Origin of the sequence: Streptomyces mesophilus (assembly GCF_011044995.1) — a bacterium.
GTDB classification, from domain to species: domain Bacteria; phylum Actinomycetota; class Actinomycetes; order Streptomycetales; family Streptomycetaceae; genus Streptomyces; species Streptomyces mesophilus.
Map to the genome: position 1 here is coordinate 32429 of NZ_JAAKZW010000018.1, position 25351 is coordinate 57779.

The 25351-nt window shown below is 70.9% G+C and carries 22 protein-coding genes and 1 pseudogene; 4 read left to right on the top strand and 19 right to left on the bottom strand.

What is annotated here, in order from left to right; translation table 11 throughout:
• The first annotated feature begins 20 nt into the window (after nucleotides 1–20).
• Both mmsA and mmsB read left to right on the top strand, forming a co-directional pair.
• The gene (gene mmsA / locus G6045_RS08305) at nucleotides 21–1562 is read left to right on the top strand and encodes a multiple monosaccharide ABC transporter ATP-binding protein (RefSeq protein WP_165331216.1); all 1542 of its coding nucleotides are present in this window, start codon (nucleotides 21–23) and stop codon (nucleotides 1560–1562) included.
• Nucleotides 1559–2797 carry a multiple monosaccharide ABC transporter permease gene (mmsB, locus tag G6045_RS08310; RefSeq protein ID WP_165331195.1) on the top strand — a complete coding sequence of 413 codons (1239 nt, stop codon included), beginning with the start codon at nucleotides 1559–1561 and terminating at the stop codon, nucleotides 2795–2797. The genes mmsA and mmsB overlap by 4 nt, the downstream gene beginning before the upstream one ends.
• Before the next feature lie 64 nt (nucleotides 2798–2861).
• Here mmsB and G6045_RS08315 read toward each other — a convergent pair whose 3' ends face one another.
• From G6045_RS08315 to G6045_RS08400, 18 genes and pseudogenes are all read right to left on the bottom strand, one after another.
• Nucleotides 2862–3725 (bottom strand): SMP-30/gluconolactonase/LRE family protein, encoded by an 864-nt coding sequence (locus G6045_RS08315; protein ID WP_165331196.1) that lies wholly within the window; start codon nucleotides 3723–3725, stop codon nucleotides 2862–2864.
• Entirely contained in the window at nucleotides 3722–4498 is a 777-nt protein-coding gene (locus tag G6045_RS08320) for an IclR family transcriptional regulator (protein ID WP_165331197.1), read from the bottom strand. Before G6045_RS08320 ends, G6045_RS08315 begins: the two co-directional genes overlap by 4 nt.
• Nucleotides 4499–4707: 209 nt before the next feature.
• On the bottom strand, nucleotides 4708–6027 hold the full coding sequence (locus G6045_RS08325) for a pectate lyase family protein (RefSeq protein WP_165331198.1): 1320 nt from the start codon (nucleotides 6025–6027) through the stop codon (nucleotides 4708–4710).
• A gap of 68 nt (nucleotides 6028–6095) precedes the next feature.
• The gene (locus G6045_RS08330) at nucleotides 6096–6914 is read right to left on the bottom strand and encodes a rhamnogalacturonan acetylesterase (RefSeq protein WP_165331199.1); all 819 of its coding nucleotides are present in this window, start codon (nucleotides 6912–6914) and stop codon (nucleotides 6096–6098) included.
• A gap of 89 nt (nucleotides 6915–7003) precedes the next feature.
• Nucleotides 7004–8347, bottom strand: coding sequence for an ABC transporter substrate-binding protein (locus G6045_RS08335; RefSeq protein WP_165331200.1), 1344 nt, complete (start codon nucleotides 8345–8347; stop codon nucleotides 7004–7006).
• Between the two features lie 95 nt (nucleotides 8348–8442).
• Nucleotides 8443–9450, bottom strand: a pseudogene (locus G6045_RS08340) (pectinesterase family protein); the annotation flags it as partial.
• Nucleotides 9451–9691: 241 nt separating this feature from the next.
• Complete coding sequence (locus G6045_RS08345) at nucleotides 9692–11248, bottom strand: glycoside hydrolase family 43 protein (RefSeq protein ID WP_165331202.1); 1557 nt, start codon at nucleotides 11246–11248, stop codon at nucleotides 9692–9694.
• Nucleotides 11245–12102: a DUF6807 domain-containing protein gene (locus G6045_RS08350; RefSeq protein WP_165331218.1), complete on the bottom strand. Its 858-nt coding sequence runs from the start codon at nucleotides 12100–12102 to the stop codon at nucleotides 11245–11247. Before G6045_RS08350 ends, G6045_RS08345 begins: the two co-directional genes overlap by 4 nt.
• Nucleotides 12103–12104: 2 nt before the next feature.
• Complete coding sequence (locus G6045_RS08355) at nucleotides 12105–13289, bottom strand: Gfo/Idh/MocA family protein (RefSeq protein WP_165331203.1); 1185 nt, start codon at nucleotides 13287–13289, stop codon at nucleotides 12105–12107.
• Entirely contained in the window at nucleotides 13286–14185 is a 900-nt protein-coding gene (locus G6045_RS08360) for a carbohydrate ABC transporter permease (protein WP_408056317.1), read from the bottom strand. Before G6045_RS08360 ends, G6045_RS08355 begins: the two co-directional genes overlap by 4 nt.
• On the bottom strand, nucleotides 14182–15123 hold the full coding sequence (locus G6045_RS08365) for a carbohydrate ABC transporter permease (RefSeq protein WP_165331204.1): 942 nt from the start codon (nucleotides 15121–15123) through the stop codon (nucleotides 14182–14184). The genes G6045_RS08360 and G6045_RS08365 overlap by 4 nt, the downstream gene beginning before the upstream one ends.
• A 107-nt stretch (nucleotides 15124–15230) precedes the next feature.
• Nucleotides 15231–16961, bottom strand: a complete 1731-nt coding sequence (araD, locus tag G6045_RS08370; RefSeq protein WP_165331205.1) for an L-arabinonate dehydratase — start codon at nucleotides 16959–16961, stop codon at nucleotides 15231–15233.
• A complete protein-coding gene (locus G6045_RS41300) occupies nucleotides 16949–17860 on the bottom strand; it encodes a dihydrodipicolinate synthase family protein (RefSeq protein WP_165331206.1) in 912 nt (303 codons plus the stop codon). The genes araD and G6045_RS41300 overlap by 13 nt, the downstream gene beginning before the upstream one ends.
• Entirely contained in the window at nucleotides 17857–18558 is a 702-nt protein-coding gene (locus G6045_RS08380; protein ID WP_165331207.1) for a GntR family transcriptional regulator, read from the bottom strand. Before G6045_RS08380 ends, G6045_RS41300 begins: the two co-directional genes overlap by 4 nt.
• A 281-nt stretch (nucleotides 18559–18839) precedes the next feature.
• On the bottom strand, nucleotides 18840–19670 hold the full coding sequence (locus G6045_RS08385; protein WP_165331208.1) for a pectate lyase: 831 nt from the start codon (nucleotides 19668–19670) through the stop codon (nucleotides 18840–18842).
• A gap of 142 nt (nucleotides 19671–19812) precedes the next feature.
• Complete coding sequence (locus G6045_RS08390; protein ID WP_165331209.1) at nucleotides 19813–20634, bottom strand: hypothetical protein; 822 nt, start codon at nucleotides 20632–20634, stop codon at nucleotides 19813–19815.
• Nucleotides 20634–21224, bottom strand: a complete 591-nt coding sequence (locus G6045_RS08395) for a SigE family RNA polymerase sigma factor (protein ID WP_165331210.1) — start codon at nucleotides 21222–21224, stop codon at nucleotides 20634–20636. Before G6045_RS08395 ends, G6045_RS08390 begins: the two co-directional genes overlap by 1 nt.
• 285 nt (nucleotides 21225–21509) lie before the next feature.
• A complete protein-coding gene (locus G6045_RS08400; protein WP_165331211.1) occupies nucleotides 21510–22517 on the bottom strand; it encodes a LacI family DNA-binding transcriptional regulator in 1008 nt (335 codons plus the stop codon).
• A gap of 404 nt (nucleotides 22518–22921) precedes the next feature.
• On the opposite strand from G6045_RS08400, the gene G6045_RS08405 reads away from it, so the two are divergent.
• Entirely contained in the window at nucleotides 22922–23593 is a 672-nt protein-coding gene (locus G6045_RS08405; RefSeq protein WP_165331212.1) for a hypothetical protein, read from the top strand.
• 125 nt (nucleotides 23594–23718) lie between these two features.
• Nucleotides 23719–24378: a class F sortase gene (locus tag G6045_RS08410; RefSeq protein WP_165331213.1), complete on the top strand. Its 660-nt coding sequence runs from the start codon at nucleotides 23719–23721 to the stop codon at nucleotides 24376–24378.
• Between the two features lie 42 nt (nucleotides 24379–24420).
• Here the strand turns inward: G6045_RS08410 and G6045_RS08415 are convergent.
• Nucleotides 24421–25351: nitronate monooxygenase (locus G6045_RS08415; RefSeq protein ID WP_206343421.1), on the bottom strand; the 931-nt coding region annotated here is incomplete at its 5' end.

The window sequence follows — 25351 nt, forward strand, 5'->3', positions numbered from 1 at the left end:
CCACCACCGACAAGCACGACGTGCAGGCCCCCGTCCTCGAGATGCGGGCCATCACCAAGACCTTCCCCGGCGTCAAGGCGCTGTCCGGGGTCGACCTGAGCGTCGCCCCCGGCGAGATCCACGCGGTCTGCGGCGAGAACGGCGCCGGCAAGTCGACACTGATGAAGGTGCTCAGCGGCGTTCATCCGCACGGGAGTTACGAGGGAGAGATCCTCTTCGAGGGGCAGAGCTGCGCGTTCAAGGACATCGGGGCCAGCGAGCAGCGCGGCATCGTGATCATCCACCAGGAGCTCGCGCTCGTCCCGTATCTCTCGATCGCGGAGAACATCTTCCTCGGCAACGAACACGCGAGCCGCGGCATCATCTCCTGGAGCGAGACGCTGCGGCACGCCGCGGCGCTGCTCAAGCGGGTGGGCCTCGGGGCCGAGAAGCCGCAGACCCGGATCGCCGATCTCGGCGTCGGCAAACAGCAGTTGGTGGAGATCGCGAAGGCGCTCTCCAAGCAGGTCAAGCTGCTGATCCTGGACGAGCCGACCGCGGCCCTGAACGACGAGGACAGCCGGGCGCTGCTCGATCTGATCCTGGAGTTCAAGGCGCAGGGGATCGCCTGCATCCTCATCTCGCACAAGCTGAACGAGGTGCGCAGGGTCGCCGACCGGGTCACGATCCTGCGCGACGGCCGCACCATCGAGACGCTCGACGCCGTCGAGGCGAGCGAGGACCGGATCATCCGGGGCATGGTCGGCCGCGATCTCGACCGCCGTTTCCCCGAGCGCACCGCGTACGAGGGCCCGCACTCGGTGGCGCTCGCCGTCGAGAACTGGACGGTGCGCCACCCGATCGACCACGAGCGCAAGGTGGTCGACTCGGCCTCGCTCGAGGTGCGGCGCGGGGAGATCGTGGGGATCGCCGGTCTGATGGGCGCGGGCCGCACCGAGCTCGCGATGAGCGTGTTCGGGCGCTCCTACGGGGTGTACGACGGAGGCCGGGTCCTGGTCGACGGCCAGGAGGTCTCCACGCGTACGGTCCCCGACGCCATCAAGCAGGGACTCGCGTACGTCACCGAGGACCGCAAGACCTACGGTCTGAACCTGATCGACGACATCAACCGCAACATCTCGCTGGCCTCGCTGCCGAAACTGGCCCGGCGCGGTGTGGTCGACGAGCACGCGGAACGCAGGGTCGCCGAATCCTTCCGCACCTCGCTGAAGATCAAGGCGCCCACGGTGTACGAGACGGTGGGCCGGCTCAGCGGCGGAAACCAGCAGAAGGTCGTGCTCGGCAAGTGGATCCACGCCGACCCCGAGGTGCTGATCCTCGACGAGCCGACCCGCGGCATCGACGTGGGCGCCAAGTACGAGATCTACACGGTCATCGACCAGCTCGCGGCGCGCGGCAAGGCGGTCCTGTTCATCTCCTCCGAGCTGCCCGAACTGCTCGGCATGTGCGACCGCGTCTACACCATGGCCGCAGGACGCGTCACCGGTGAGGTGGCGCGGGCCGAGGCCACCCAGGAAGTCCTCATGCGCCAGATGACCCAGCACGCAAGGAACGAGTCATGAGCCCCGTCACCACCGACCAACCCCCCACACCGAGCGCCCCGTCGAAGGACCGCTCCGGCGCACAGCTGACCGGTGCGCTGATGGCGGCGATGCGCGGCAACATGCGTCAGTACGGGATGCTGATCGCGCTCGGCCTGATCGTCGTCCTGTTCCAGATATGGACCGACGGCACGCTGCTCATGCCGCGCAACGTGTCCAACATCGTCCAGCAGAACAGCTACATCCTGATCCTCGCGATCGGCATGATGATCGTCATCATCGCCGGCCACATCGACCTCTCGGTGGGTTCGCTCGCCGCGTTCGTCGGGGCGATCGCCGCGGTCCTCATGGTCGAGCAGGGCTGGTCCTGGCCGCTCGCGCTGGCCGCCTCGCTCGTGATCGGGGCGATCGCCGGTGCGTGGCAGGGCTTTTGGATCGCATACGTCGGGATCCCCTCGTTCATCGTCACACTCGCCGGAATGCTGTTGTTCCGCGGTGCCACGCAGATCGTTCTGGAAGGGCAGTCGATCTCCCCCTTCCCCAAGGGTTTCCAGAACATCAGCCAGGGCTTCCTGCCCGAGGTGGGGCCGGACACGAACTACCACAACCTGACGCTGTTCATCGGCGCCGCGGTCGCCGTGGTGGTGCTCTGGCAGCAGTGGCGTGACCGGCGCCGCCAGCTCGCGTACGAGCTGGAAGTCCTGCCGCTGAAGCTGTGGGTCGCCAAGTGCGCGGCGATCGCGGCCGCGGTGATGGTGTTCACGATGCTGCTCGCCAGCTACCGGGGCGTCCCGATCGTGCTGCTCATCATGTCCGGGCTGCTCATCGCGCTCGGCTTCGTGATGCGCAACGCGGTGGTCGGGCGGCATGTGTACGCGCTCGGCGGCAACAAAGCGGCCGCCAAGCTGTCCGGCGTCAAGGACAAGCGCGTGACCTTCCTGGTCTTCGTGAACATGGGTGTGCTCGCCGCCCTGGCCGGCTGTGTGTACGCGGCCCGGCTCAACGCGGGCACCCCGCAGGCCGGTATCAACTTCGAACTCGAGGCGATCGCGGCCGCGTTCATCGGCGGTGCGTCGATGTCCGGCGGTGTGGGCACGGTGCTCGGCGCGATCATCGGCGGTCTGGTGCTCGGTGTGCTCAACAACGGCATGTCGCTCGTGGGCATCGGCACCGACTACCAGCAGGTGATCAAGGGGCTCGTACTGCTCGCGGCGGTCGGGTTCGACGTGTGGAACAAGCGGCGGGCGGGTGCCTGACGGCCTTGCTCGCTGAGGCGCCCCGGGACCAAATGGTCCCGGGGCGCTTTCAGTTGGGTCGAGCTCAGCCCTTGAAGGCCGCCTGGGGCAGACCGAGGCCCGCGTCCCGTACGACGAAAAGTGAACCCGCGAGCGGGTGCGGGTCGCCCACCGCCGCCGTCGTGATGTACAGGTCCGTGAGCGCGGCGCCGCCGAACGCGCAGGCCGTGGGCCGCCCGACGGGCACCTCGACCACGCGGTCCAGGGCCCCGTCCGGCGCATAGCGGCGGACCGCGCCGCCGTCCCACAGCGCCACCCAGACGTACCCCTCGGCGTCCACGCAGAGTCCGTCGGGGAAGCCCTGGCCTTTGTCGATACGGACGAAGGGGCGGCGGTCCGTGGCCCGGACGCCGTCCATCGTGAAGACGTCGACACGGCCCGTCGGGGAGTCGGCGTAGTACATCAGCGAGCCGTCCGGGCTCCACCCCGTGCCGTTGCTCACGGCCACGTCGTCGAGCACCGTCGTCGCGCTGCCGTCGGCGGCGATACGGGTGAGGGCGCCGCCGCCGGGCTTCTCGTCGTAGCGCATCGTGCCGTACCAGAGCGCACCGTCCGGCGCGACGGCCGCGTCGTTGCCGCGCCGGCCGGGCAGGGGGTCGCGGTGCAGCCAGCGGAAGGTGCCGTCGGGGTCGTAAAGCCCCACGCCGTCACGGAGGTTGACCACCGTGCCGCCACCGGCGCGCGGCTTCGCGGCGCCCACGTGCTGCTCGGTGAGCTGCACGGTGCGGCGCCCCGAGACCGGGTCGAAGCCATGGATACGGGAGCCGAGGATGTCGACCCACAGAAGCCGCTGCCCGGCCGGGTCCCAGGTCGGGCCCTCCCCCAGCTCGGCCCTCGCACGCAGGGCGACCTCGATGCGTGCCGAGCCGGTCGCCGTCGCCCTGGTCACCGGCGCCCCCGTCCGAACCCGAGCCGCTCGGAGAGCTCCTGGGCGCCCTTGGCCGCGAGCTGCGTCAGCTCCTCCTGGCGCTCGTCGCTCCACCGGATCATCGGTACGGAGATGCTGAGCGCGGCCACGACCTGGCCCGCCGAGTTGCGTACCGGGGCGGCGACGCAGGAGACATCCGGGTTCGACTCCCGTTCCTCCACGGCGATCTGCTGCTCGCGGATGCCCGTGAGGTGCTGGAGCAGGGCGTCCGGGTCGGTGATGCTCCGGTCGGTCAGCGCGGAGAGGGGTTCGGCGCTCTCGATGCGGGACCGCAGGTCCTGCTCCGGCAGCGTCGCGAGCAGCATCTTGCCGACGGCCGTGCAGTGCGCGGGAAGCCGGCGGCCGGCGGCGGACACCATCCGCACCGCATGGGTGGAGTCGACCTTGGCGACATAGATGACATCGGTGCCTTCGAGGATCGCCACATGAACGGTCTCGTCGCAGGTCTCGGCCACCTTGCGGGCCACGTCGCGGCCCTCGGCGGCGAGATCCAGCCGCTCGCCGTAGGTGCTGCCGAGCTGATAGGTACGCACGCCCAGGCGGTAGCGGCCGGTCTGGCCCGGCACGGAATCCAGGTAGCGGCGGGCTGTCAGAGTCGCCACCAGTTCGTGCACAGTGGTACGCGGAAGCCCCAGCTTGCGGGTGATCTCGGGGGCGGAGAGGGTGTCGTCCGGCCCGAGGAACAGCTCGAGAATGTCCATGGCCCGGGTCACAGCCGGTACGAGGCGTCCCATACGTCTCCCCTTCCCTCGCCCCCTCCGGTGGTTGTCCGGGATTTCGGGCGGCTTTCGAAACTCCGGACAATCGTATCGGGGGAAGCGAGGTCTGAGAAGACCGGAGCGGCGGCATGGACGGGCAGGTCAAATGCCGCCGCTCCGGGGCTGGTTGGCGCTCCAGGGCTCCCTGGCGCTCCGGGCTGCTCGGTGCCGAGGCGGGCCGGGTGTCAGCAGATCTTGCCGGCGCCCGCCCTGGCCGCGAGCTGCCGGGCCAGGCCCCGCGGGTCGTCGACCTTGGTGCGCAGCTCGGGGGTCCAGCCGGCGCCGGACTGCAGGAGCTCGGCGGGGAACTCCGCGTTGTGCACGGCGATCAGGTCCGTCTCCTTGCCGTTGACGTAGTTGCCCTGGGCCGTCAGCGGGGCCTCGCTCCACTTCTTGAGGATGCGGCCCGCGCCCACGCCCGTCGGCAGCGAGAAGGAGTTCTTCTCCGCGAAGATCCGCGACTCCTTGCCGACGCCGAAGCTGTACCCGTACTTCTGGCCGGGCTTGACCTCGAAGTGGTTGTTGTAGACGTCGACCTGGCCGAAACGGACCCGGGGCGCGCGCTCGACGACGCCTGTGAAGCGGTTGTGGTGCAGCGTGACCTTCAGCTTGCCGGTGTCGTCGGCGGTCGCGCTGTCGCTGTTGCCGATCATCAGCGTCTTGTCGTGGTCCTCGAAGGAGTTCCAGGAGGCGGTGACGTGGTTCGCGCCGCGCACGATGTCCAGGAGGCCGTCGTGCTGCTGGTAGGTCTCCCCGTAGTACGAGGGCAGCGAGCTGTCGGGGTGGCGGCCGTCGGTGAACGTGTTGTGGTCGATCCAGACACGGGTGGAGTGGTAGAGGACCACGGCGTCGTACTCGGAGTTCCAGGCGCCCGTCGCCCCGTCGGTGGGGTCCCACTGCGGGAAGCAGTCGAGCGGGCTCTCGACGGTGAGATTGCGGACGATGACGTTGTCCGCGTCCTTGATCTGGAGGCTGCCGCCGGTGATGCCGGCGTTCCGGCCGACACCGATGATCGTGGTGTTGGACGGCACGAAGGCCTTGATGCCCTCGTTCTGCGCGGCGGCCGATGCGGCACGCAGGTCCTCCTGGGGGCCGCTGACCGGGGTGTCGAGGCCCCAGACCGCGGGGTCGTAGTCGGCGAGGTACTTCGCGAAGTCGTAGCCCTCGGCCTCGAAGGCCTCGCAGCCGCTCGCGGTGGCGTTCAGGGTGCCGCGCACCTTGATGATCTTCGGGGCCGTACCGCCCTGCGCGAGGGCCGTACGGAACTCCTCCCAGGTGTCGACGGTGTAGACGTGCTCGCGGGCGGCCTTGGATCCACCGGTGGTTCCGGCGCCTTCGGAGGCCCAGCCGTCACCGGCGGGGAGGGTCGCGCGGGCGGGGTCGTGGCCCTTCGCCTCGGCCGGGGCGCCGATGCAGAGGGTGGCCGCGGTGGCCGTGGCGGTCACGAGCAGGAGGGTGCGGGTCGTGTGAGAGGTGCGGGAGGTGCGTCTGGCGGTACGGGACATGACGGGCGGCTCCTTGTCAGTTCACGGGGGTGAGCCTCGGCTCGCGGGCGCGGTCGGCCGGATGAGCCTCAGCTCGCGGGCGCGGTCGGCCAGGTGATCCACGAGGCGGGGATCTCGTCGTCCAGGCGGCGCAGCTCGCGCGGGGCCAGGACGCGGGTGCGCAGCAGTTCGCCCGCGGCCATGCGCGCCACCTCGATGGCGCCGAGCGGGTTGAAGTGGGTGTTGTCCTGTTTCTCGGGCGTCCAGTTGAAGTACGCCTTGGCGGGTTCGGCGCCGAGCTTGTCCCACAGCTCGAGGGACAGCGCCTGGGTGTCGAGCAGCGGAACGCGCTGCTCGGCGGCCAACTCCCGCATCGCCGCCGGGTATTCACCGTGCGTCGGTACGGCCCGTCCCGCCTCGTCGAAGCGGCGCCGTTCGACCGAGGTCGCGCACACGGGCCGCGCGCCGGCCGCGCGCGCCCCGTCCACGTAGTGGCGCAGACATTCCTGGTACGTCGACCACGGCTCGGTGTAGCGGGTGGGGTCGGTGGACTTGGAGTCGTTGTGCCCGAACTGGATGAGCAGCAGGTCACCGGGGGCGATCACACGCAGGATCGCGTCCAGGCGGCCTTCGTCGAGGAAGCTCTTCGAACTGCGGCCGTTGACCGCGTGGTTGGCGACGGTGAGGCCACGCCCGAGGAAGAAGGGCAGGGCCATCCCCCAGCCGGTCTCGGGCGCCGCGTCCGCGTACTTCTGCGCTGCTGTGGAGTCGCCGGCGATGAACAGGGTGCGGCCCGGGTGCCTGCCGCCCCCGGCCGCGAAGGCAGCGGTCGCGGTACCCGCGCCGGCGGCCACGGTGGCCGCCGCGAGCACTCCGGCCGCGCCGATCTGTCTACGGGTGAGGGACACGTCCTTGTGCCTCGCTTTCGCAGGAGGGATACGAGCAGGGGTGGCCGCACCGCTTGCGGCGCGGCCACCCGTACCGCGGAGGAGGAGTCCTACTGCTGCTGCTTCCACTCCGCCTGCGCCTCGTTCAGCTGCTCGGCGAGGGTGTCCAGGAAGTCCTTCGCCGACATCTTGCCGAGCAGGACCTTCTGGAAGTTGGGCTCGTTGTCGGCCTTGGAGATCGCGTTCCAGTCCGGCAGGTAGTACGGCAGCTGGACGATCTTGATGGTGCCGTCGTTGAGCGCCCCGGCCGCGAGCTTGGTGGCCTCCGCCTTCTGGATCCACTCGTCACCGGCCGCCTCCGTGTTGGAGGGGATGGCGCCGGCCGACTCGTTCCACTTGCTGTTGGACTCGTGGCCGACGGCGAACTCCATGAACTTCCAGGCCGCCTCCTTGTTCTTCGACGACTTGAACAGGGCGAGCCCGTCCACCGGGTTGGAGATCTGCACCCGGGTCCCGTCCTCCTGCGTGGGGTTCGGGATGCCGCGGAACTTGCCGTCGAGCGCCTTCAAGTGGTCCTGGTACGAGCCGAGGTTGTGGCTCAGCATGCCGATCTGGCCGCTGTCCCACTGCGCGACCATCTTCTTGAAGTCGTTGTTGACGTCGGCGGACGGCGTCGCCTTCTTGTAGAGGCCGACGTACTTCTCCAGGGCCTCGACGTTCTTCGGGTCGTTGACGGTGGTCTTGTCGCCGTCCCAGAACTCGGTGATCCCCGACTGTCCGTACGTCGCGTCGAGCGCCTGGGCGATGGAGCCCTCGCCGCCGCGGATGGTGTAGCCGAAGCGGTTCTTGCCCGTGTCGGTCAGCTTCTCGGCGGCCTCGAAGAACTTCGGCCAGGTCGAAGGCTCTTCGAGACCGGCCTCCTCGAACAGGTCGGTGCGGTACCACAGCGTGCCGTTGTTCGCGGAGGTCGGGACCGTGTACAGCTCCTTGCCGCCGCCCGCGGAGAGCACACTGTCGACCATCGCCTGGGTCAGCTTGCCCTTGAGCGCACTCTTGTCGATGCGGTCGCCCACCGGGTCGAGCGCGCCCTGCACCGCGAAGGCGGAGAGCATCGCCGTGCCCATGCCGCCGACGTCCGGCAGACCGCCGCCCTGGATGGCGGTGTCGTACTTGGACTGGACGGACTCGGCCGGTATCCCGACGTACTTGACCTTGATGTCCGGGTTGGCCTTCTCGAAGTCGGCGATGATCTCCTTCCAGATGTCGGTGCGCACACCGCCGTTGTTGTCCCAGAAGGTGATCTCGCCCTTGCCGGAGCCCTCGTCGCCCTTGTCGCCGCCCGCGCCGGACCCGTCGTCGCCGCAGGCCGCGGCGGTCAGGGCGAGCACGGTGGCGAGGGCGAGTGCGGTGGCGCCGCGGCGCCCGCGTCCGGTACGGAACGGGTTACTGCTCATGATCGGCTCTCTTCGTGTCGAGGGTGTGGCCCAGCGGGGTCGTGGTGTGGGGGCGGCGTGCTCCGAACGGACGCTCACCGCCGTCGGCTCGGTGCTCAGCACGGGTCCCAGCCGCGCAGGTAGTCGGAGCGCTCGTAGTCGTCGGCGAGCGCGGGGTCGAGGTGCGGGCGGTCCGGGCCCGCGGGTGCGGCGCCCGGTCCGTAGGTGCGGTATTCGGCGAAGCGAGCGTCGCGCCAGGAGAAGCCGCTCATATCGCTCCAGGGCGCGGCCTTGACCGCCGCGGGCAGCTTCGTGTCGCGGATCAGGAGCTGGCCGATCGCGTCCGGGTTGCCGCTCGGATGCCAGGGGCGGCCGAGGTGGTAGGTCCCGTCGGGGGCGTCGCTGATCACCGTGGAGTCGGTGATGAGCATTCCGTACGGGTTGTCCTTCCAGGTCGAAGGCGCGGTCACATAGCCGTTGTTGGTGTCGGAGCCGCGGCTCAGGGCCTTGATCACCGACTTCTCGATGACGGTGCTGGCCCGCCCGTAGATGAAGTCGACATCGCCCTCGATGTAGGAGTCGCGGACGTAGACCCGGGAGATCTCGGTGAGCGCCGGGGTGTCGGTCATCAGGGTGTCCTGGTTGCCGAGGAAGGCGACGTCCTCGAAGAACAGCCGGTCCCCGGTGGTCTTCACGGCGAGCGCCTGCTCCCCGTTGATCTCGTGCGCGGCCTCGTCGAAGTCGTTGACGAAGGTGAGGTTGCGGGCGGTGAAGTCGTCGCCGCGCACCATCACGGTGGCGCTGCCCGAGGAACCCTGTGTCCCGCCTTCGGGCTTCGGCTCCCCCGAGGGGGTGTCGAAGACGATCACGGTGTCGTCGCGGTCGTCGCCGGTGCCGACGAGTGTGATGCGGTGCTGCTCGTCCCCGATTCTGACCTTCTCGCGGTACGTGCCGGGCGCCAGCTCGATCGTCACGGGCCGTGTGTTGCCGGCGGGCACCGCGTCCACGGCGGCCTGCACGGTGGGGTACTGGGCGGGGACCTTGAGCACGGTGGGCCGGCCGCCCTTGCCGGGTGCCACGGCGGACGTGGCGGCGGACGCGGGGAGCGTCGCGGCGGCCGCGAGGCAGGCGGTCAGGGCGCCGACGGCGGCCAGGCGGCGTCGTTTGCGTACGGTATGCGGCATTGCGGCTCCTGAAAAAGGCATGCGGCAGTAGGGAGTTGGCGTGCGTGACGTGGTGCGGTGGTGCTTGGTGCCCGGTTCGGCGGGTGCGGTGGTGCTTGGTGCCCGGTTCGGCGGGTGCGGTGGTGCTTGGTGCCCGGTTCGGCGGGTGCGGTCGTACGTGGTGCCCGGTTCGGGCGGGCGCTCAGTCGGCCCGTATCCGGAAGTGCGTGAAGTGGGCGAAGCCCGTGTCCTGTGAGGCAGGTGTGGAAGGAGCCTCCGGCGCGAGCGCGAACAGTCCGAGCAGCGCGCCCACCCACCGCCAGGGCGCGGCCACGAACTCGGGCCCCGCGGCCCGGAATCCGTCCCCGGTGTCGGCGAGGAACCGGCACCGGCCGCCCGCCCCCGCCTCGATCCGCAGCCGTGCGCCGCTCCCCCGGGTCAAGGTCCTGGCGTACGCGGCGTCCCGCTCGTGCACCGCCACCGTCTCCCCGAAACGGTGCACGAGCGAGACGGCCCCGTCCGCGCCCCGCTCCAGACCCACCCACCGGTAGGCGTCGCCGAGCAGAACGAGCCCGGCACGCGCACCGGGCACGCCGGAGCGGAGGTCGAGGTCGACGGTGACGGTCGCGGGGGCGCCGGGCAGCCGCTGCGTGAGCACACTCGGCACCCGCCGCAGATCGCCGGCCGCCGCTGTCGGTACACAGCTGAGCCGCAGCCCGTCCGCGGAGCGTGGGCCGCCGTCGGTCCAGGAGGCGTCCGGGTTGCCGGTCCACTGCCACTGCGGTCCGAAGTGCCCGCCGGGGAAGTCGTCGTCCATGTCCGGTACGGCGAGGGCCTGTTCGGGCAGGTCGGGCTTCGGGTGGACGGCGACGGGCGCCCCGTCGTCCCCGATGACCGGCCAGCCGTCGGTGCTCCAGCGCATCGGCTGGAGGTGGACGACCCGTCCGTAGGCGCCGCGCTGCTGGAAGTGCAGGAACCAGTCCTCACCGTTGTGGGTGCGCACCCAGCCGCCCTGGTGGGGTCCGTTGACCTGGGTGTCCCCCTGGGACAGGACGATGCCCTCCTCGTACGGGCCGAAGAAGTCCCGCGACCGCAGCGCCCCTTGCCAGCCGGTCTCCACTCCCCCGGCGGGCGCGAGGATCACGTACCAGCCGTCGTGCCGGTAGAGCTTGGGCCCTTCGAGGGTGAACCAGCCGGGGATGGCGTCCCCGTCCACGATCACCTTGCCCTCGTCGAGCAGCCCCGTGCCGTCGGGTCGCATCCGGTGACCGGTGAGCCGGTTCTTCACGCCGGACCGTGAGCGCGCCCAGCCGTGCACGAGATACGCCTCGCCGCTCTCCTCGTCCCACAGCGGACAGGGGTCGATGAGTCCCTTGCCCTCCTTGACGAGGTGCGGGGAGGTCCAAGGACCTTCCATGGACGGGGAGTTGACCTGGTGGATCCCCTGGTCGGGATCACCCCAGAAGATCCAGAACCGTCCGTCGTGATGGCGCAGGGACGGCGCCCAGACCCCGCAGTCGTGCCGGGGCTCGGCGAAGGACTCCTCCGGTACGAGGCGGTCCAAGGCGTGCCCGATCAGGGTCCAGTTGACCAGGTCACGGGAGTGCAGCAGGGGCAGACCCGGGACGCGGCCGAAGCTGGACGCGGTCAGGTAGTAGTCCTCGCCGACGCGCAGCACGTCGGGGTCGGACCAGTCGGCGTTCAGGACCGGATTGCGGTACGTGCCGTCGCCGAGGTCGGCGCCGAAGGAGGTGCTCACCGGCCCACCGCCTCGGTGGCCTCGTGCACGAGCTCGGCGGCCGCGTCCTTGCCGAGCCGGCCGTCGGCCACGACGGTGAGGACCCGGCGGACCAGCGTCTTGCCCGCACCGAGCGGAAGGCGTTCGTCGAAGGCGAGCGAGGAGCCGACGCCGGGGTAGCCGGCGGCCCGTACGAACCAAGGGTCCTTGCGCGTACGGTCCGTGCCCGCGGCGAAGACCAGCGACCAGGCCGAGCCGGTGAACGCCACCCAGTCGGCGCGGGTGCCGTGCACCTCCACTTCGCCCTCGGCCTGCGCGGTGAACACCCGGGGCGCGATGGCCTCCTTGGGCGCCCGCCAGAAGAAGCCGCCGTACGCGGCGCCGGAGCGCCCGTTGGTCTGCGGACTGCCGAAGCTCAGCGGGGAGCCGGTGGCGTTCAGGAGCGAGAACGTGAAGTCGAGGACCCAGGCGCCGGGGCCGAGCCGCACGGCGGCGACGGTGCGGTGCTCCCGCAGCAGGACCTGCCCGCCGCCGGTCGTCCAGTCGAGCTCCTCGACGAATCCGTCCTCGTCGCGCAGCGAGTACCCGGTGTGCACCTGCGTGCCGTGGTTGTCGAGCTCGGTCGGTCCCCGGCCCGGCACATAGGTGGTGCCGCCCCAGAAGTTGTGCCCCTCGACATCGGGGATCGCGACACCGACGCCGAGGTGGTGCAGATGGTCCTCGGGCCGCTCCTCGGTGACGAGGGTGCCGGCGAGGGTGCGTACGGGGTGCAGATAGGGGCGCGGCGACAGACGCTTGGGGACCTCCGGATAGGTCCGGTAGCGGGCCACCTTCAGCTCGCCGCACTGCAGGTCCAGATCGCCCAGTACGTCCATGGTCATCGTGCCTCCACCTCCGTCTGCTCGGCCCGGTCGCCTGCTGTTGGCATGGCTGCTGAGGAGTTCATGGCCCAGTCGGCGCCCAGCTCCGAGTACAGGGCGAGCCGCTCGGCGGACTCGGCCGTGAGCGCGTCGATCCCGGGGACGACGCGACGCCCGTCGGGTGCGAACCGCCAGGCGGATCCCGGGAGTTGGCGAGGCGCGGGCGCGAGCCGGATCACTTCGAGCGCGCGCATGAACGCCCCGGCCCGCTCCGGCGGCACCAGGAGCTCGGTGCCGTCGGTGAGGTGCTCGACGAGGTTCTCCAGGAGGTCGGTCCGCCCGTAGTGGATCTCCTCGGGGCCGCAGCCCGGCCGCTGGAGCAGCACCAGGTCCTCGCGGTAGTAGAGGGTGACCCGGCCGCGGGTGCAGTGCACCATCACGTACGGCTCCGCGGTCCGCTCGGCGCACAGCGTCGCCGCGACGGTGATCCGGCGGCCCCGCGCGGTGGTCAGGCGCAGACACGAGGTGTCGTCGGCCTCGATGCCGTACGCGTGGAAGAGCTCGGTCTCCACACCGGCCACGTCCTCGGCCAGCGTGGACCCGTCCAGGGCGAGCGCGGTGGCCAGGGCGTGGGCGAGCGGATTGGTGAGCACTCCGTCGATCACGTCGACGCCGTCCAGGCGCCGCCGCCCGGCCCAGCGCGCCCGCTGCCAGTACGCCTCGTCGCGGCACCAGTTGCCCGCCGCACCGATCCCGGTGACCTCGCCCAGCTCACCGGCGGCGAGCAGGGCCCGGATCGCGGGGACGGCGCGCGAGCCGAGCGACTGGAAGCCGATCTGGCAGGCCACACCGGCCTCCCGTACCCCGTCCTGGATCCGCCGGAAGTCGGCGAAGGACGCCGCGGGAGGCTTCTCCAGGAGCAGATGGACACCGCGCCGTGCGGCGGTGAGCGCCAGGTCGGCATGGGTGGGGATGGGAGTGCACAGGATCGCGAGCCGCGCGCCGGTGGCGTCGAGCAGGGCGGCGAGGTCGGCGTCCTGCCGTACGCCGTCGAAGCCTTCGAGCTCCGTGGAAGTCCCCGGCACGGTGTCGCAGACGCCGACGAGTTCGACCAGGCCCCGCTCGGCGAGGCGGCGCACATTGCGCAGATGCCAGACGCCGTGACCGCGGGCCCCGGCGAGCACCACCTTGAGCGCGCTCATCCCTTCACCGCCCCCGAACTGAAGCCGGTGATCAGCCACTTCTGGATGAACGCGAACACGATCACCACCGGGACGGCCGCGATGATGCCGCCGGCCGCGAGCGCGCCCATGTCCACGCTGTCCGCGCTGAGCAGGGTGTTGAGGCCGACCGGGATGGTCTGCTTCTCCTGGACGCTCAGGAACATCAGGGCGAACAGGAAGTGGTTCCAGGCGTGCACGAACGCGAAGGAGCCGACGGCGATCAACCCTGGCCTCAGCAGCGGAAGCACCACCGTGAGGAAGGCGCGCAGCCGGCTGCAGCCGTCGACCCAGGCGGCCTCTTCAAGGGAGTACGGGACGTTCTTGATGAAGCCGCTGATGAGGATCATCGACAGCGGCAGCTGGAACACCGTCTCCGCGATGACCACGCTGACCAGCGAGTTGATCATCTGGAGCTCGGCGAAGATCTGGAACAGCGGCACCAGGAGCAGCGCGCCCGGCACGAACTGCGAGCAGAGCAGCGCCAGCATGAAGCCCCGCTTGCCCTTGAAGTCGAAGCGGGCGAGCGCGTAGCCGCCGATCAGCGCGACCACGGTGGTCATGATCAGGGTGGCGACACCGGTCCAGACGCTGTTCATGAAGTACGTGCCGAAGCTGCGCTCGGTCCATACCTTCGCGAAGTGCTCGCCGGTCATCGGCCAGGGCACGAGCGAGGTCGAGCCCGCCGGGCGTACGGCGAAGAGCAGGATCCAGTAGAAGGGGATCAGGGTGAAGAGGAGGTAGATGCCGAGCGGCAGATAGATCTGCCAGCGCGGCGCCTCGTCCCAGGCGCGGCGGCGCAGGCCTCTGCCGCGAGGAGTCCGCGGGGGCTCCACGATCTTCACCTTGGTGTCCGCGGGGGCGATTTCGGTGATCACTTCTGGTCACCTCCGAACTTGCTGAGGCGCAGATAGAGGAACGAGAAGAAGAGCAGGATCACGAAGGCCACCGTGGTCAGGGCCGAGGCGTAGCCGAAGTTGTGGGCGTCCACGCTGGTGTTGGCGACGTAGAGCGGCAGCGTGGTGGTCTCGCCGGCCGGGCCGCCGCCGGTGAGGGTGTAGAGGAGGTCGACGTTGTTGAACTCCCACACGGCGCGAAGCAGCGTGGACAGGACGATGGCGTCCTTGAGGTGCGGCAGCGTGATGTGGAAGAACTGCCGGATGCGGCTGGCTCCGTCGACCTCGGCGGCCTCGTACAGATCCTTCGAGACGGACTGCAGGTCGGCGAGGATGAGGATCGCGAAGAACGGCACCCCTCGCCACAGGTCGGCGACGATCGCCGCGGGGAAGACGGTGGCGGTGTCCGACAGCCATGAGGTGCCGTACGAGCCGATCCCCCAGTCCGCGAGGTAACGGGTGATACCGGTCTGGGAGTTGTAGAGCAGCACCCAGATCACCGAGGTCAGCACGCCGGACACGGCCCACGGCGAGAAGACCAGGGCGCGGCCGAGTCCGCGGCCCACGAAGGTCTGGTTGACGATCAGCGCGAGCGCGAGCCCGAAGAGCAGCTGCAGTCCGACCTCGACCACGACCCACTTGGCGCTGAACAGCAGCGTGTCCCAGAACAGCGGGTCGTCTGTGAAGATCTTCGTGAAGTTCTCGAACCCCGCGAACCCGTTGCGCCAGGGCTTGGTGGGGTTGAAGTGCTGGAGGCTGTAGTAGAAGACGCTGATCACCGGGTAGGCGATGAAGCCCAGCATCAGCAGGGCCGCGGGCGCGATCAGCAGGTACGGGAGCTTGCGCGGCGTCACCGACTTGCGGCGCTTCGGCGGCTGTTGCTTCGGGGGCGGCTTCGCCACGGCTGCGGCTTGGGCCATGACCGGGTCTCCGTTCTGGGGCGGTTCTCGGTTCTCGGTTCGCGGTGCTTCGAAGCGCTTCGCGGACGTCGTCCGACATCTCGGGCAGGTGGTGCGGGTGGTGCGGCTCAGCCGGCGTAGGGCTCGGGGTTGTGGCCCCGCCGGGCGAGGAAGCCGAAGTCGCAGCCGGTGTCGGCCTGCGTGATGTGCTCGGCGTACAGGGCTCCGTAGCCGCGCTCGTAGCGCTCGGGCGGCGGGCTCCACTCGGCGCGGCGGCGCTCGAGCTCGGCGTCGTCCACGTCGAGGGAGAGCGAACGGGCCGCCACATCAAGGGTGATGAGGTCTCCCGAACGCACCAGGGCGAGCGGTCCGCCCACGTGCGACTCGGGCGCGACATGCAGCACGCACATGCCGTACGAGGTGCCGCTCATCCGCGCGTCGGAGATCCGCACCATGTCCCGTACGCCTTGTTCGAGCAGGTACTTGGGGATCGGCAGCATCCCGTACTCGGGCATCCCGGGGCCGCCCTTGGGACCCGCGCCGCGCAGCACGAGCACGTGGTCGGCGGTGATGCCGAGCGCCGGGTCGTCGATGGTGCGCTGAAGGGAGCGGTAGTCGTCGAAGACGACCGCGGGCCCGGTGTGCTTGAGCAGGTGCTGCTCGGCGGCGATGTGCTTGATGACGGCGCCGTCGGGGCACAGGTTGCCGCGCAGCACGGCCACTCCGCCCTCGTCCGCGACGGGGTTGGTGCGCGGCCTGATCACCGCCTCGTTGTGCACGAGGGCGCCCTCCAGCTGCTCGCGCAGGCTGGCGTGGGCGACGGTGGGGCGGTCGAGGTGGAGCAGGTCGGTGATCCGGGAGAGGAAGCCGGGCAGACCGCCCGCGAAGTGGAAGTCCTCCATCAGATACGGGCCGCCGGCGGGCCGGACATTGGCGAGGACCGGGACCGTGGGGGCGATGCGGTCGAAGTCGTCGAGGGTCAGGGTGACCCCGGCGCGGCCGGCCATCGCGATCAGGTGGATCACGGCGTTGGTGGAGCCGCCGAGGCCGAGCACGGTGGTGACCGCGTCCTCGAAGGCCTCGCGGGTGAGGATGTCGCTGGGCTTGATGCCCTCCCGTATGAGCGGGACGATCCGCAGTCCGGCCGCCGCGGCCATCCGCTCATGCCCCGAGTCGACCGCGGGAATGGACGACGCACCCGGCATCGTCATCCCGAGCACCTCGGCGGCTGCGGTGAGCGTGGAGGCCGTGCCCATCGTCATGCAGTGGCCGGCCGAACGGGCCAAACCGCTCTCCAGTTCGGTCAGTTCACAGTCCCCGAGCCGGCCCGCGCGGTGCTCGTCCCAGTACTTCCACATGTCCGTGCCCGAGCCGAGCGTCTCCCCGCGCCAGTGGCCCGGCAGCATCGGACCCGCGGGAACGAAGATCGCCGGCAGATCCGCCGACGCGGCGCCCATGAGCAGCGCCGGGGTGCTCTTGTCGCAGCCGCCGAGCAGCACCGCACCGTCCACCGGGTACGAGCGGAGGAGCTCCTCCGTCTCCAGGGACAGGAGGTTGCGGTAGAGCATCGGGGTCGGCTTCTGGAAGGTCTCCGAGAGCGTGGAGACCGGGAACTCCAGCGGGAAACCGCCCGCCTGCCACACCCCGCGCTTGACGGCCTGGGCGCGTTCACGCAGATGCTGGTGGCAGGGGTTGATGTCCGACCAGGTGTTGAGGATCGCGACGACCGGCTTGCCCAGGTGCTCCTCGGGCAGATAGCCCAGCTGACGCGTGCGGGCGCGGTGGCTGAACGAACGCAGCCCGCCGGCCTCGTACCACTGACTGCTCCTGAGCTGTGTCGGCTCGCTCACAGCGACCACTCCCCGGCTATCGCCGCGACCTCCGCACGGACGGCGGACGGCAGCGGGCTGCTCGGCGGGCGGACGTCGCGGCGGCACAGGCCGAGCGAGGCGAGGGCCTCCTTGACCACGGTCACGTTGTACGCGGAGCCGTCCTCGGCCCGCAGTTCCTCGAAGCGGCGGATCTGCTCCCAGACCTTCATCGCGGCCGGGTGATCGCCGGCTCGAAGCGCTTCGATCATGGACAGCGACAGCGCCGGCGCGACGTTCACGAGCCCCGAGGTGAAGCCGCTCGCGCCCGCCGAGAAGTACGAGGGGGCATACGACTCCGCGAGACCCGCGACCCAGACGAAACGGTCGAGGCCCGCGTCGCGGGCGAACGCCGCGAAGGTCACCGGGTCGGGCACGGCGTACTTCACACCGATCACGTTCGGGCAGGCCGCGCCCAGCTCCGCGAGGCGCCCACCGGGCAGCCGCGCCGCGCGGATGTACGGGACGACGCCGAGCTCGGGGACGGCCTCGGCGATCGCGTGGTGGTAGTCGACCCAGCCGTCGGCGGACACATAGGGATGCACCGGCTGGTGGATCATCACCATTCGCGCGCCGGAGTCCTGGGCGTGCCGGGCGGCGTCGATGGCCGTGGGCACCTCGTGGCCGACGCCGACGATGAGGACCGCCTCCCCCTCGGTCGCCTCGGCCGTCAACTCGACGACGGCGCGGCGCTCTTGGGGATCGAGGGCGTAGAACTCACCGGTGTTGCCGTTCGGCGTGAGCGTACGGACTCCCGCGTCGAGCAGGCGCCGCAGCAGGACGCGGTGCGCCGGGGCGTCGATCCGGCCGTCCTCGCCGAACGGCGTGACGGGGATCGCGACCACATCGGCGAGCGCGGTCCGCTGGGCGGTGAAGTCGGGGGTGCTCATGCGCGAGAGTCCTCTCCGGCCTTACCCGCCGCGGCGGGCCCGTCCGTGCTGTCGGGGCCGTCCTGCCCGGGGAAGGCGTGCCGTACGAAGTCCGCGATGTGCGCGTGCAGCGCGGCGGCGGCCGCATCGGCGTCTCCGGCGCGGGCCAGGCGCAGGATCTCCACGTGCTCGGCCGCCTCCTTCTCCCAGGAGGGCCGCGCCGCCCAGGCCACCGCGGAGACCAGGGCTGCCTGGTCGCGGACCTCGTCCAGCATCTTGCCGAGCAGCGGATTGCCGCAGGGCAGGTAGAGGGCGCGGTGGAAGTCCCGGTTGGCGAGGCTCCGTTCGGCCGCGTCCGCCGCGGACTCGGAGCGCCCGAGCGCCTCGGCGGCCTCCTCGAAACCGGCCCTGCGGGTGATGGCCCGGCGCAGCGCCTCGGGTTCGAGCAGCAGCCGCACGTCGTAGATCTCGTGCGCCATCTCCGCGTCGACCATGCGCACCGTGGCGCCCTTGTACTGGCTCATGAGGACCAGGCCCGTGCCGGCCAGGGTCTTCAGCGCCTCGCGTACCGGCGTCTTGGACACACCGAAGCGGGCGGCCAGTTCGGTCTCCACCAGGGCTTGGCCGGGGACCAGCTGTCCGGTGAGGATGCCGTGTTTGATCGCCTCCAGGACATACTCGGTCCTGGACGGGATCGGGCTGGGAGCTGCGAAGGTCATGAAGTCTCGGCTCTCGCTGTCTGAGATGGGGTGCCGTCACCGTCGTACATCGCGTATGGCGTATGGCGTCTCGTATATGACGTACGAAATATGACGAGCTGAAGCTAGAGCGGAGCCGGGGCGTCGTCAACGCTTCGGACAGAACTTCTTTACGAGTACGCGGACTTGTGACCCAGAGCCGTCCGAGCACCCGACGCTCAACGCGCCCAGGCCCCCGGCGCACACGAAGGCGCACCGGGGGCCGAGCTGGGTGGCTGCGGTCAACCGGCCTTCGCGGAGACCTACTTGTAGATCAGGTCCGCGGCGGTGTAGCGGCAGTACGTGCCGTCCGGTCCCGAGCCGATCTTCTTGGGCTCGGCGCCCGTGTTGTTGCCCTGGAAGCGGTCGCACGGGGAGATCTTCTTGCCGCTGTCACCGTGGATACGGACGTTGCGCAGGGCCGCGGTGTCGCCGTAGTTCTGGTTGATGCCGACGATCGAGGTGCCAGGCGCGGAGATGTCGACGTCGTTGATGATGATGGTGCGCTTGTACTGGGTCGAGCAGTTGCCGCAGGAGCGGACCAGCTTGCCGAAGTCGTTGACCTGGAACTTGGAGACGACCAGCTTGCCGGCGCCGTTGAACTGCAGCACCTTGTCGCTCGCCTTGCGGGCGCCGCCGCCGTAGACCGTGTACACGGACGAGGCGGACTTGCCCTTGAAGGTCGCGGCGTCCTCGCCGACGTCCTCCCACCAGACGTTCTGCAGGGTGCAACTGCCCATGCAGTGCACGCCGTCGGCGGCCGGCGAGCCGATGATGACGTTCTTGAGCACGGCGCCGTCGGCGAGCTTGAAGATCGGGTCCTGGCCCTCGCCCTGGTCACCGCCGCCGAGTGCGCCGCTGCCGTAGTAGCGCTTGTAGCCGCCGTCCAGCGTGCCGGAGACCTCGACCGACTTGCTGACCGCCTGGCTGCCCTTGGCCGTCGGCCAGGCGGAGGCGGCGCCCGCCGTGGACAGCATCGAGGTGGCGCCGAGCGCCCCGCCGGTCAGCAGAACCGCCCCGGCCCCGGCGAACAGCGCCCGCCGCCGGGTGATCCGCCGACGGTGCCGCGGACGCGTCTCGTTCTTTGCTCTCATGCCACGTTTCCTTGCGTGGGTGTGGGTTGACGCAAGGGAGTGGTCACGGGGGCGGGAAAGGTTGCCGGGGGCGGCGTTGTCAGTGGGCGCCGATAGCCTTGGAAGGGCTTGACCCCCGGGCGGGAGGGGACTGTCCGGGTGACTAGGACGTGCGGGCGAAGTCGCCCCGCACGCGCGCCCGTTCGCCCTCCGCGGTCGCCTCCGCCGTGTACGAGTCGCCCTTCGCGTCGCGGCCGCCCTGCTTGTGGTCGTACTGTCCCGCGAACACATGGCGTCCCGCCGGGACCGTCTTCCCGGCCTGGAGCGTCCACCGGTAGATCAGGAAGTCCTCGGTCTCCTCGACATCGGAGACGAAGTCCTCCGCCGGCAACGTCCGCCATTCGCCCGTGGACTTGACGCCTTCCGTACGCGCGATCCGCAGCTCGACCACCAGGGACGTGAGCGGCTTCGAGGTGTCCACCGTGACATCGCTCTGCGCCCAGAAGTCGTTGCTGTGCGGGTTGACCGAACCGTCCGACCACAGCGGCCCGTCCGTCGTCCCGGGCGACCCGGTCGCCGGCGGCGGTTGAGGAGACTTGGACTTGTCGGGAGTGCTCGCCGGTCCGGACTCCTTGTCCGAGGGCGCGTCGGGCGTACGGGACGGATCCGGGGACGCCGAACCCTGCACCGTCGCCGTCGGGTCCGCCGTCGGTGTGCCCGGCTGCGGCGCCGAGGTCACAGCGGACGGCCCCGGCTTGTCGTCCCGCATCGCCGCCGTCGCCGAGATACCCGCGACCGCGAGCACCCCCGCGACCCCCGCCGCCGCACCCGCGACCCGCAACCAACCGCGCGTGGGCGGGCGTTGGGCGCGGCCGGTGACGACGGTGTCCTCGGCCATGCCCCGTTCGATACGGGCCCACATACGGGCCTTGTCCGGTTCGTGCCGCTCGGCGGCGGCCCGCAGTTCGCGGCGCAACTCGTCCATCAGTGCCCGACCTCCCGGGCCGGGGCGACGGGGCCCGGCGCCTGAGGGCTCCGGTTCCGTTCCACCGCCCGCAGCAAGGTCGTTCCCTCTTCCTCGGAGCCGAGCAGCCGCTGCAGCTCGGCCACCGCCTTGGATGTCTGGCTCTTCACCGTACCCACCGATATCCCGAGCGCCATCGCCGTGTCGCGTTCCGACAGATCGAGCGCATGACGGAGCACCACGCAGGCCCGTTTACGGAAGGGGAGTCTGCGCAGCGCGCGGCGCACGTCGACCACCGCGGCGACGTCCGGTCCCGCACTGTCCTCGGCGTGCCGGGACCAGTACAGGGCGACCCGGCGGCGCTCGCGTACGGCGCTGCGGATCCGGCTGCGCGCCATGTTCGCCACGACCCCGCGGGCATACGCGACGGGGTGGTCGGCCGCGCGGACCCGGTCCCAGCGGTCCCAGACGGCGAGCAGCGCGTCGGCCGCGAGGTCGTCGGCGGCCTCGGCCTCACCGGTCACGAGGTGGGCGAAGCGGGCGAGTTCGGCGTGGTGGCGCTCGAAGAAGGCATGGAACTCGGCGGCAGGCTCTTCGGGGGCTATGCCCACTTCCGTCCGCTCCCTCCCTGCTCAGCGCGTTGCCGGGCCTCTTCTGCGGCTGCGGGGCGGCGAGCATAGCAATCGGATCTCATACGTCCGCAAGTGCGGCGGCGGGTGCGCGCGGGGCACGAAATCCGGGTTCAAGTTTTCTGCGGACTGCGGCAACTTCCGGGCCGTCGGCGGCAACTGAGCCGTAGCCACCCGTGCGGCCACGCGCAGAGGGATGCCGGACTTGTCCGCTGTTCGATGGTTACGCGTTCGGTGGGTACGAGCGGAGGGTCTGTGTGCCCGGCCTCAGACAGGTGCCGGGCCCGAGCTGGCGCGGTCGGTGAGGTGCGGGGCCAGGAGGTCGAGGGGGCGATGCTCGCGGCCCTCGAGCCGGTCGACCACCCGCTCCACCGCGCGGCGGCCCATCTCCTGCGCGGGCAGCGCCACCGAGGTGAGGCGGACGGAGGCCTGGGCGGCCACCTGCTCGGGACAGATCGCGACGACCGAGATGTCCTCGGGCACCGCGCGGCCCTGCTGCCGCAGCAGGCTGAGCAGCGGTTCGACGACGGCCTCGTTCTGCACCACGAGACCCGTCGTGCCGGGCCGCTCGTCGAAGATCCGGGTTATCTGCGCGGCCATCGCGTCGTACGAGCCTTCGGTCGGCCGGTGCAGCATCCGCACCCCCAGCTCACGGGCCGCGGCGCGGGCGCCCTGCAAGGTGCGCTCGGCGAAGCCCGTATGCCGTGCGTACACCGCCGGCGCCTCGCCGATCAGGGCGATCTCACGGTGTCCCAGCTCGGCGAGATGGGCGACACAGCGCGCCCCGGCGGCCGCGAAGTCCAGGTCCACACAGGTCAGTCCTGCCGGGTCGGCGGGCTGGCCGATGAGCACCGCCGGGGGTGCGATCTCGTCGAGCAGCGGCAGCCGTTCGTCGTCCAGCTCCACGTCCATCAGGATGAGCGCGTCCGCCGACGCGCTGTCCGCGATCCGGCGCACGGCCGCGGCACCCTCCTCGCCGGTGAGCAGCAGGACGTCGTAGCCATGGGTGCGGGCGGTGGTGGCGACCGCGAGGGCGATCTCCATCATCACCGGCAGATACATGTCCGTCCGCAGCGGCATCATCAGCGCGATCACATGGGACCGGTTGCCGGCCAGCGCCCGGGCGCCGGCGTTGGGGTGGTAGCCCAGCTCATGGATGCTGCGCCGGACCCGCTCCCTGGTCTCCGTGGAGATGGCGCGCTTGCCGCTGAGCACATAGCTGACCGTGCTCGGCGAGACCCCCGCCCTGCGGGCGACTTCGGCGATGGTGACCATACGGGCCCTCCCCCTGGCCGACTCGGCGAACCGCTTCGACGCGTTGCTTTCGATCTGGCGGGATCAAAATCCGTCGCAACTTTATGGGCACGTCCCAGGAGCGTCCAGGGAGGGTCGAAGCGCTTCGACTTCTGTTGCCCCGGCTGACGGCTGTGTCGGATGCGTCGGATGCGGTCCGGTGCGGTCCGGTGCGATCCGGCCGCCCACCCGCCTCATCATTCCAGGGCGCAGGTGCCCTGGAGGTCAGCCATCCGGCCCAGCCCGTCACCCGCACGACCACCTCATACCGCTCCCCGCATGCGGGCAGGGCCCGGAGGCCCTTGGCTCAAGGGGATGGAGCGCGGGTGCCAGGCGACCGCGGCGGACAGGGTGCCGCCACCCCGGGCTTCGCTGGAGGCATACGCATGCGGACGCAGCGGAACGTGCGACGGACCGTCGCCACAGCAGCCCCGGTCGTAGTGCTCGCCGTGCTCGCGGGCGGCGCCGCACTGACGCTGATGCCGAAGGACGGGGCCGAGGCCGGCAAGAAGGGTGCGCAGCCGGTCGCGGGCGGCAACGCGGCCGGTATCAAGGTCACCGTCAACGGCTCCACCGTGCAGGCCACCACCTCGGCCTGCACCAAGGGCGGCCGCGCCTCCCTGATCGGCGGCGGCAACGGCAGCTTCGCCGGCGGCCAGCAGGCCCTCCTCGCGGGCGGGTCGGCGACCTGGAGCAATGTGAACCCCGGCAGCTACACCGTGGCCGTGGTCTGCGCCGGCGGCGACGCGGCCGGTTCGCAGCGGGTCACCATCTCGGGTTCCTCGGCGACCTCGCCGACGGGCCCGACCACAACCGCCGCCCCCACGACCGCGCCCACCACACGCCCGACCGCCCCGGTCGTCACGCCCACCACCCGTCCGCAGGTCATCCCGCAGGGCCGGGTGCGGGCCGGGCTCGGCGGCGGCGCCCCCGAGCGGGTCGACACCTCGGCGCAGATCGCGGGCGGCGCGGCGCTCGCCGTCACGGCCGGGGTCGGCGGCACGCTCCTGATCCGGCGCCGCAACCGCCGAGCCGCCCTCACGCACGGGTCCGCGTAAGCGTCGTAACTCCCGGGTCGCGCAGGCCTCATAACTCCCGGTCCGCGCGACCCCGTCCAACCCCGTCCCCCGCAACACCCGCTCCCCACACTCCCCGTAGAAGCAAGCAACGTACGAAGGTGCCCATGCCCTCCTCCGGCCGCTTCCGCCTCCCCGGTGTCAAGGCTCCGCTCGCCGGCACGACCGCGCTTGCGGTGCTCATCGGGGCGTGGTTCGCGGCCGAGGGGGTGCGGAAGGCGGATGCCGTCGAGGCTCCGCCGCGGATCGCCGTACCGGCTCCGCAGCACGTACAGGCACCCGCCGTCCCCGCGCTCGCGCCCTCCCAGCCGCTGACGATCCGGATCCCGGCCATCGGTGTCGAGTCGATGCTCGTCGGTCTCGATGTGCTGCCCGACGGGTCGCTCGACGTGCCGTCTCCCCTGACGCCCCAGCTGGCGGGCTGGTTCCAGCAGGGCACCACCCCGGGCGCGGCCGGCACGGCGCTCGCGGTCGGGCACTACGACTCGGCGACCGGCCCCGCCGTCTTCTACCACCTGTCGCAGCTCGGCCCCGGGCACACGGTCGAGGTCGACCGCGCCGACGGACGGACCGCGATCTTCACCGTGGACTCCGTCGAACTGCACGACGGCGGCGCCTATCCCGACAGCAAGGTGTACGGCACGACCGGGCGCCCCGAGCTGCGCGTGATCACCTGCGGCGGCCCGTACCAGCCCGGGGGCCCCGGCGTACAAGGCGGCTACCAGGGCAATACGGTCGTCTACGCGCACCTGACGGGCGTGCGCTGACGCACCGCTCGCGGCCTCGACCGGCCGTACCGTACACCGGAGTCAACTCACCGCACCCGTAAGCCAGTCGACCACGTCCACCGCCGAGTACGGCTCGCCCCGCGGGCTGAGGTCGGTCAGGAAGCCGAGGTCCTGGCCGAGGGTCACCACCGGGGGTTCGACGGTGCCGCCGGGGCGGCGCGAGCCCAGGCCGACCGTGGCGAGCAGCCCGTTGCAGAGGCAGACCTTGCCCTCGGCCTGCGCCGTGTCGCCGCCCTTGCGGGCGAAGGCCGCCGCGGGTTCGGCGGCACAGCGGTAGCCGAGCGCGCCCTTGGGGGTGCGGTAGGGCGTGCGCAGATAGCCGAGGTCGCAGACGCGGCGTCGGTCCGCCTGTACGGAGGGCTCGGAGAGGGTTCCCGGCAGGGCGACGACCTTGAAGGGGAACGAGGTCGGGGAGGCCGCCGCGTCGTTGCGCACCGTCAGACTCCCCTCCCGTGCACGGGACTTGACCTGATCGCGCAGCTCGGCCGCCATGCCGGAGTCCTCGCTGAGGGCGAAGGCGCTGCCGATCTGCACCCCGGCCGCACCGGCGGCGCGGGCCGCCGCGAGGCGCTCGGGGTGGGCGGTGCCGCCCGCGAGCCAGAACGGGATGCCCTGGTCGCGCAGCGGGGCCATCTTGGCAAGGTCCGGGACGTCGCGTGGCCCGTAGACGGGGTCTCCGTCCGCGTCGAGCTTCAGGGCGCCGCGCGGCGGGGCGCTGTGTCCGCCGGCGCCATGGGTCTCGATCACGAAGCCGTCGGGCCGCGTGGTCTCGTCGCGGGCGAGATAGGAGGCGAGGACGGGCAGCGACACGATGGCGAGGACGTCGGGACGCCGCAGACCTGCGTATACGTCGCCGCTCACTCGCTCCGGACGCGGCCCGATCTCCACGCTCTGCACCCGCCGGGCGCCACCCACATCACCCCGCCCCGCGGCGCCACGCCCCGCGCCGGAC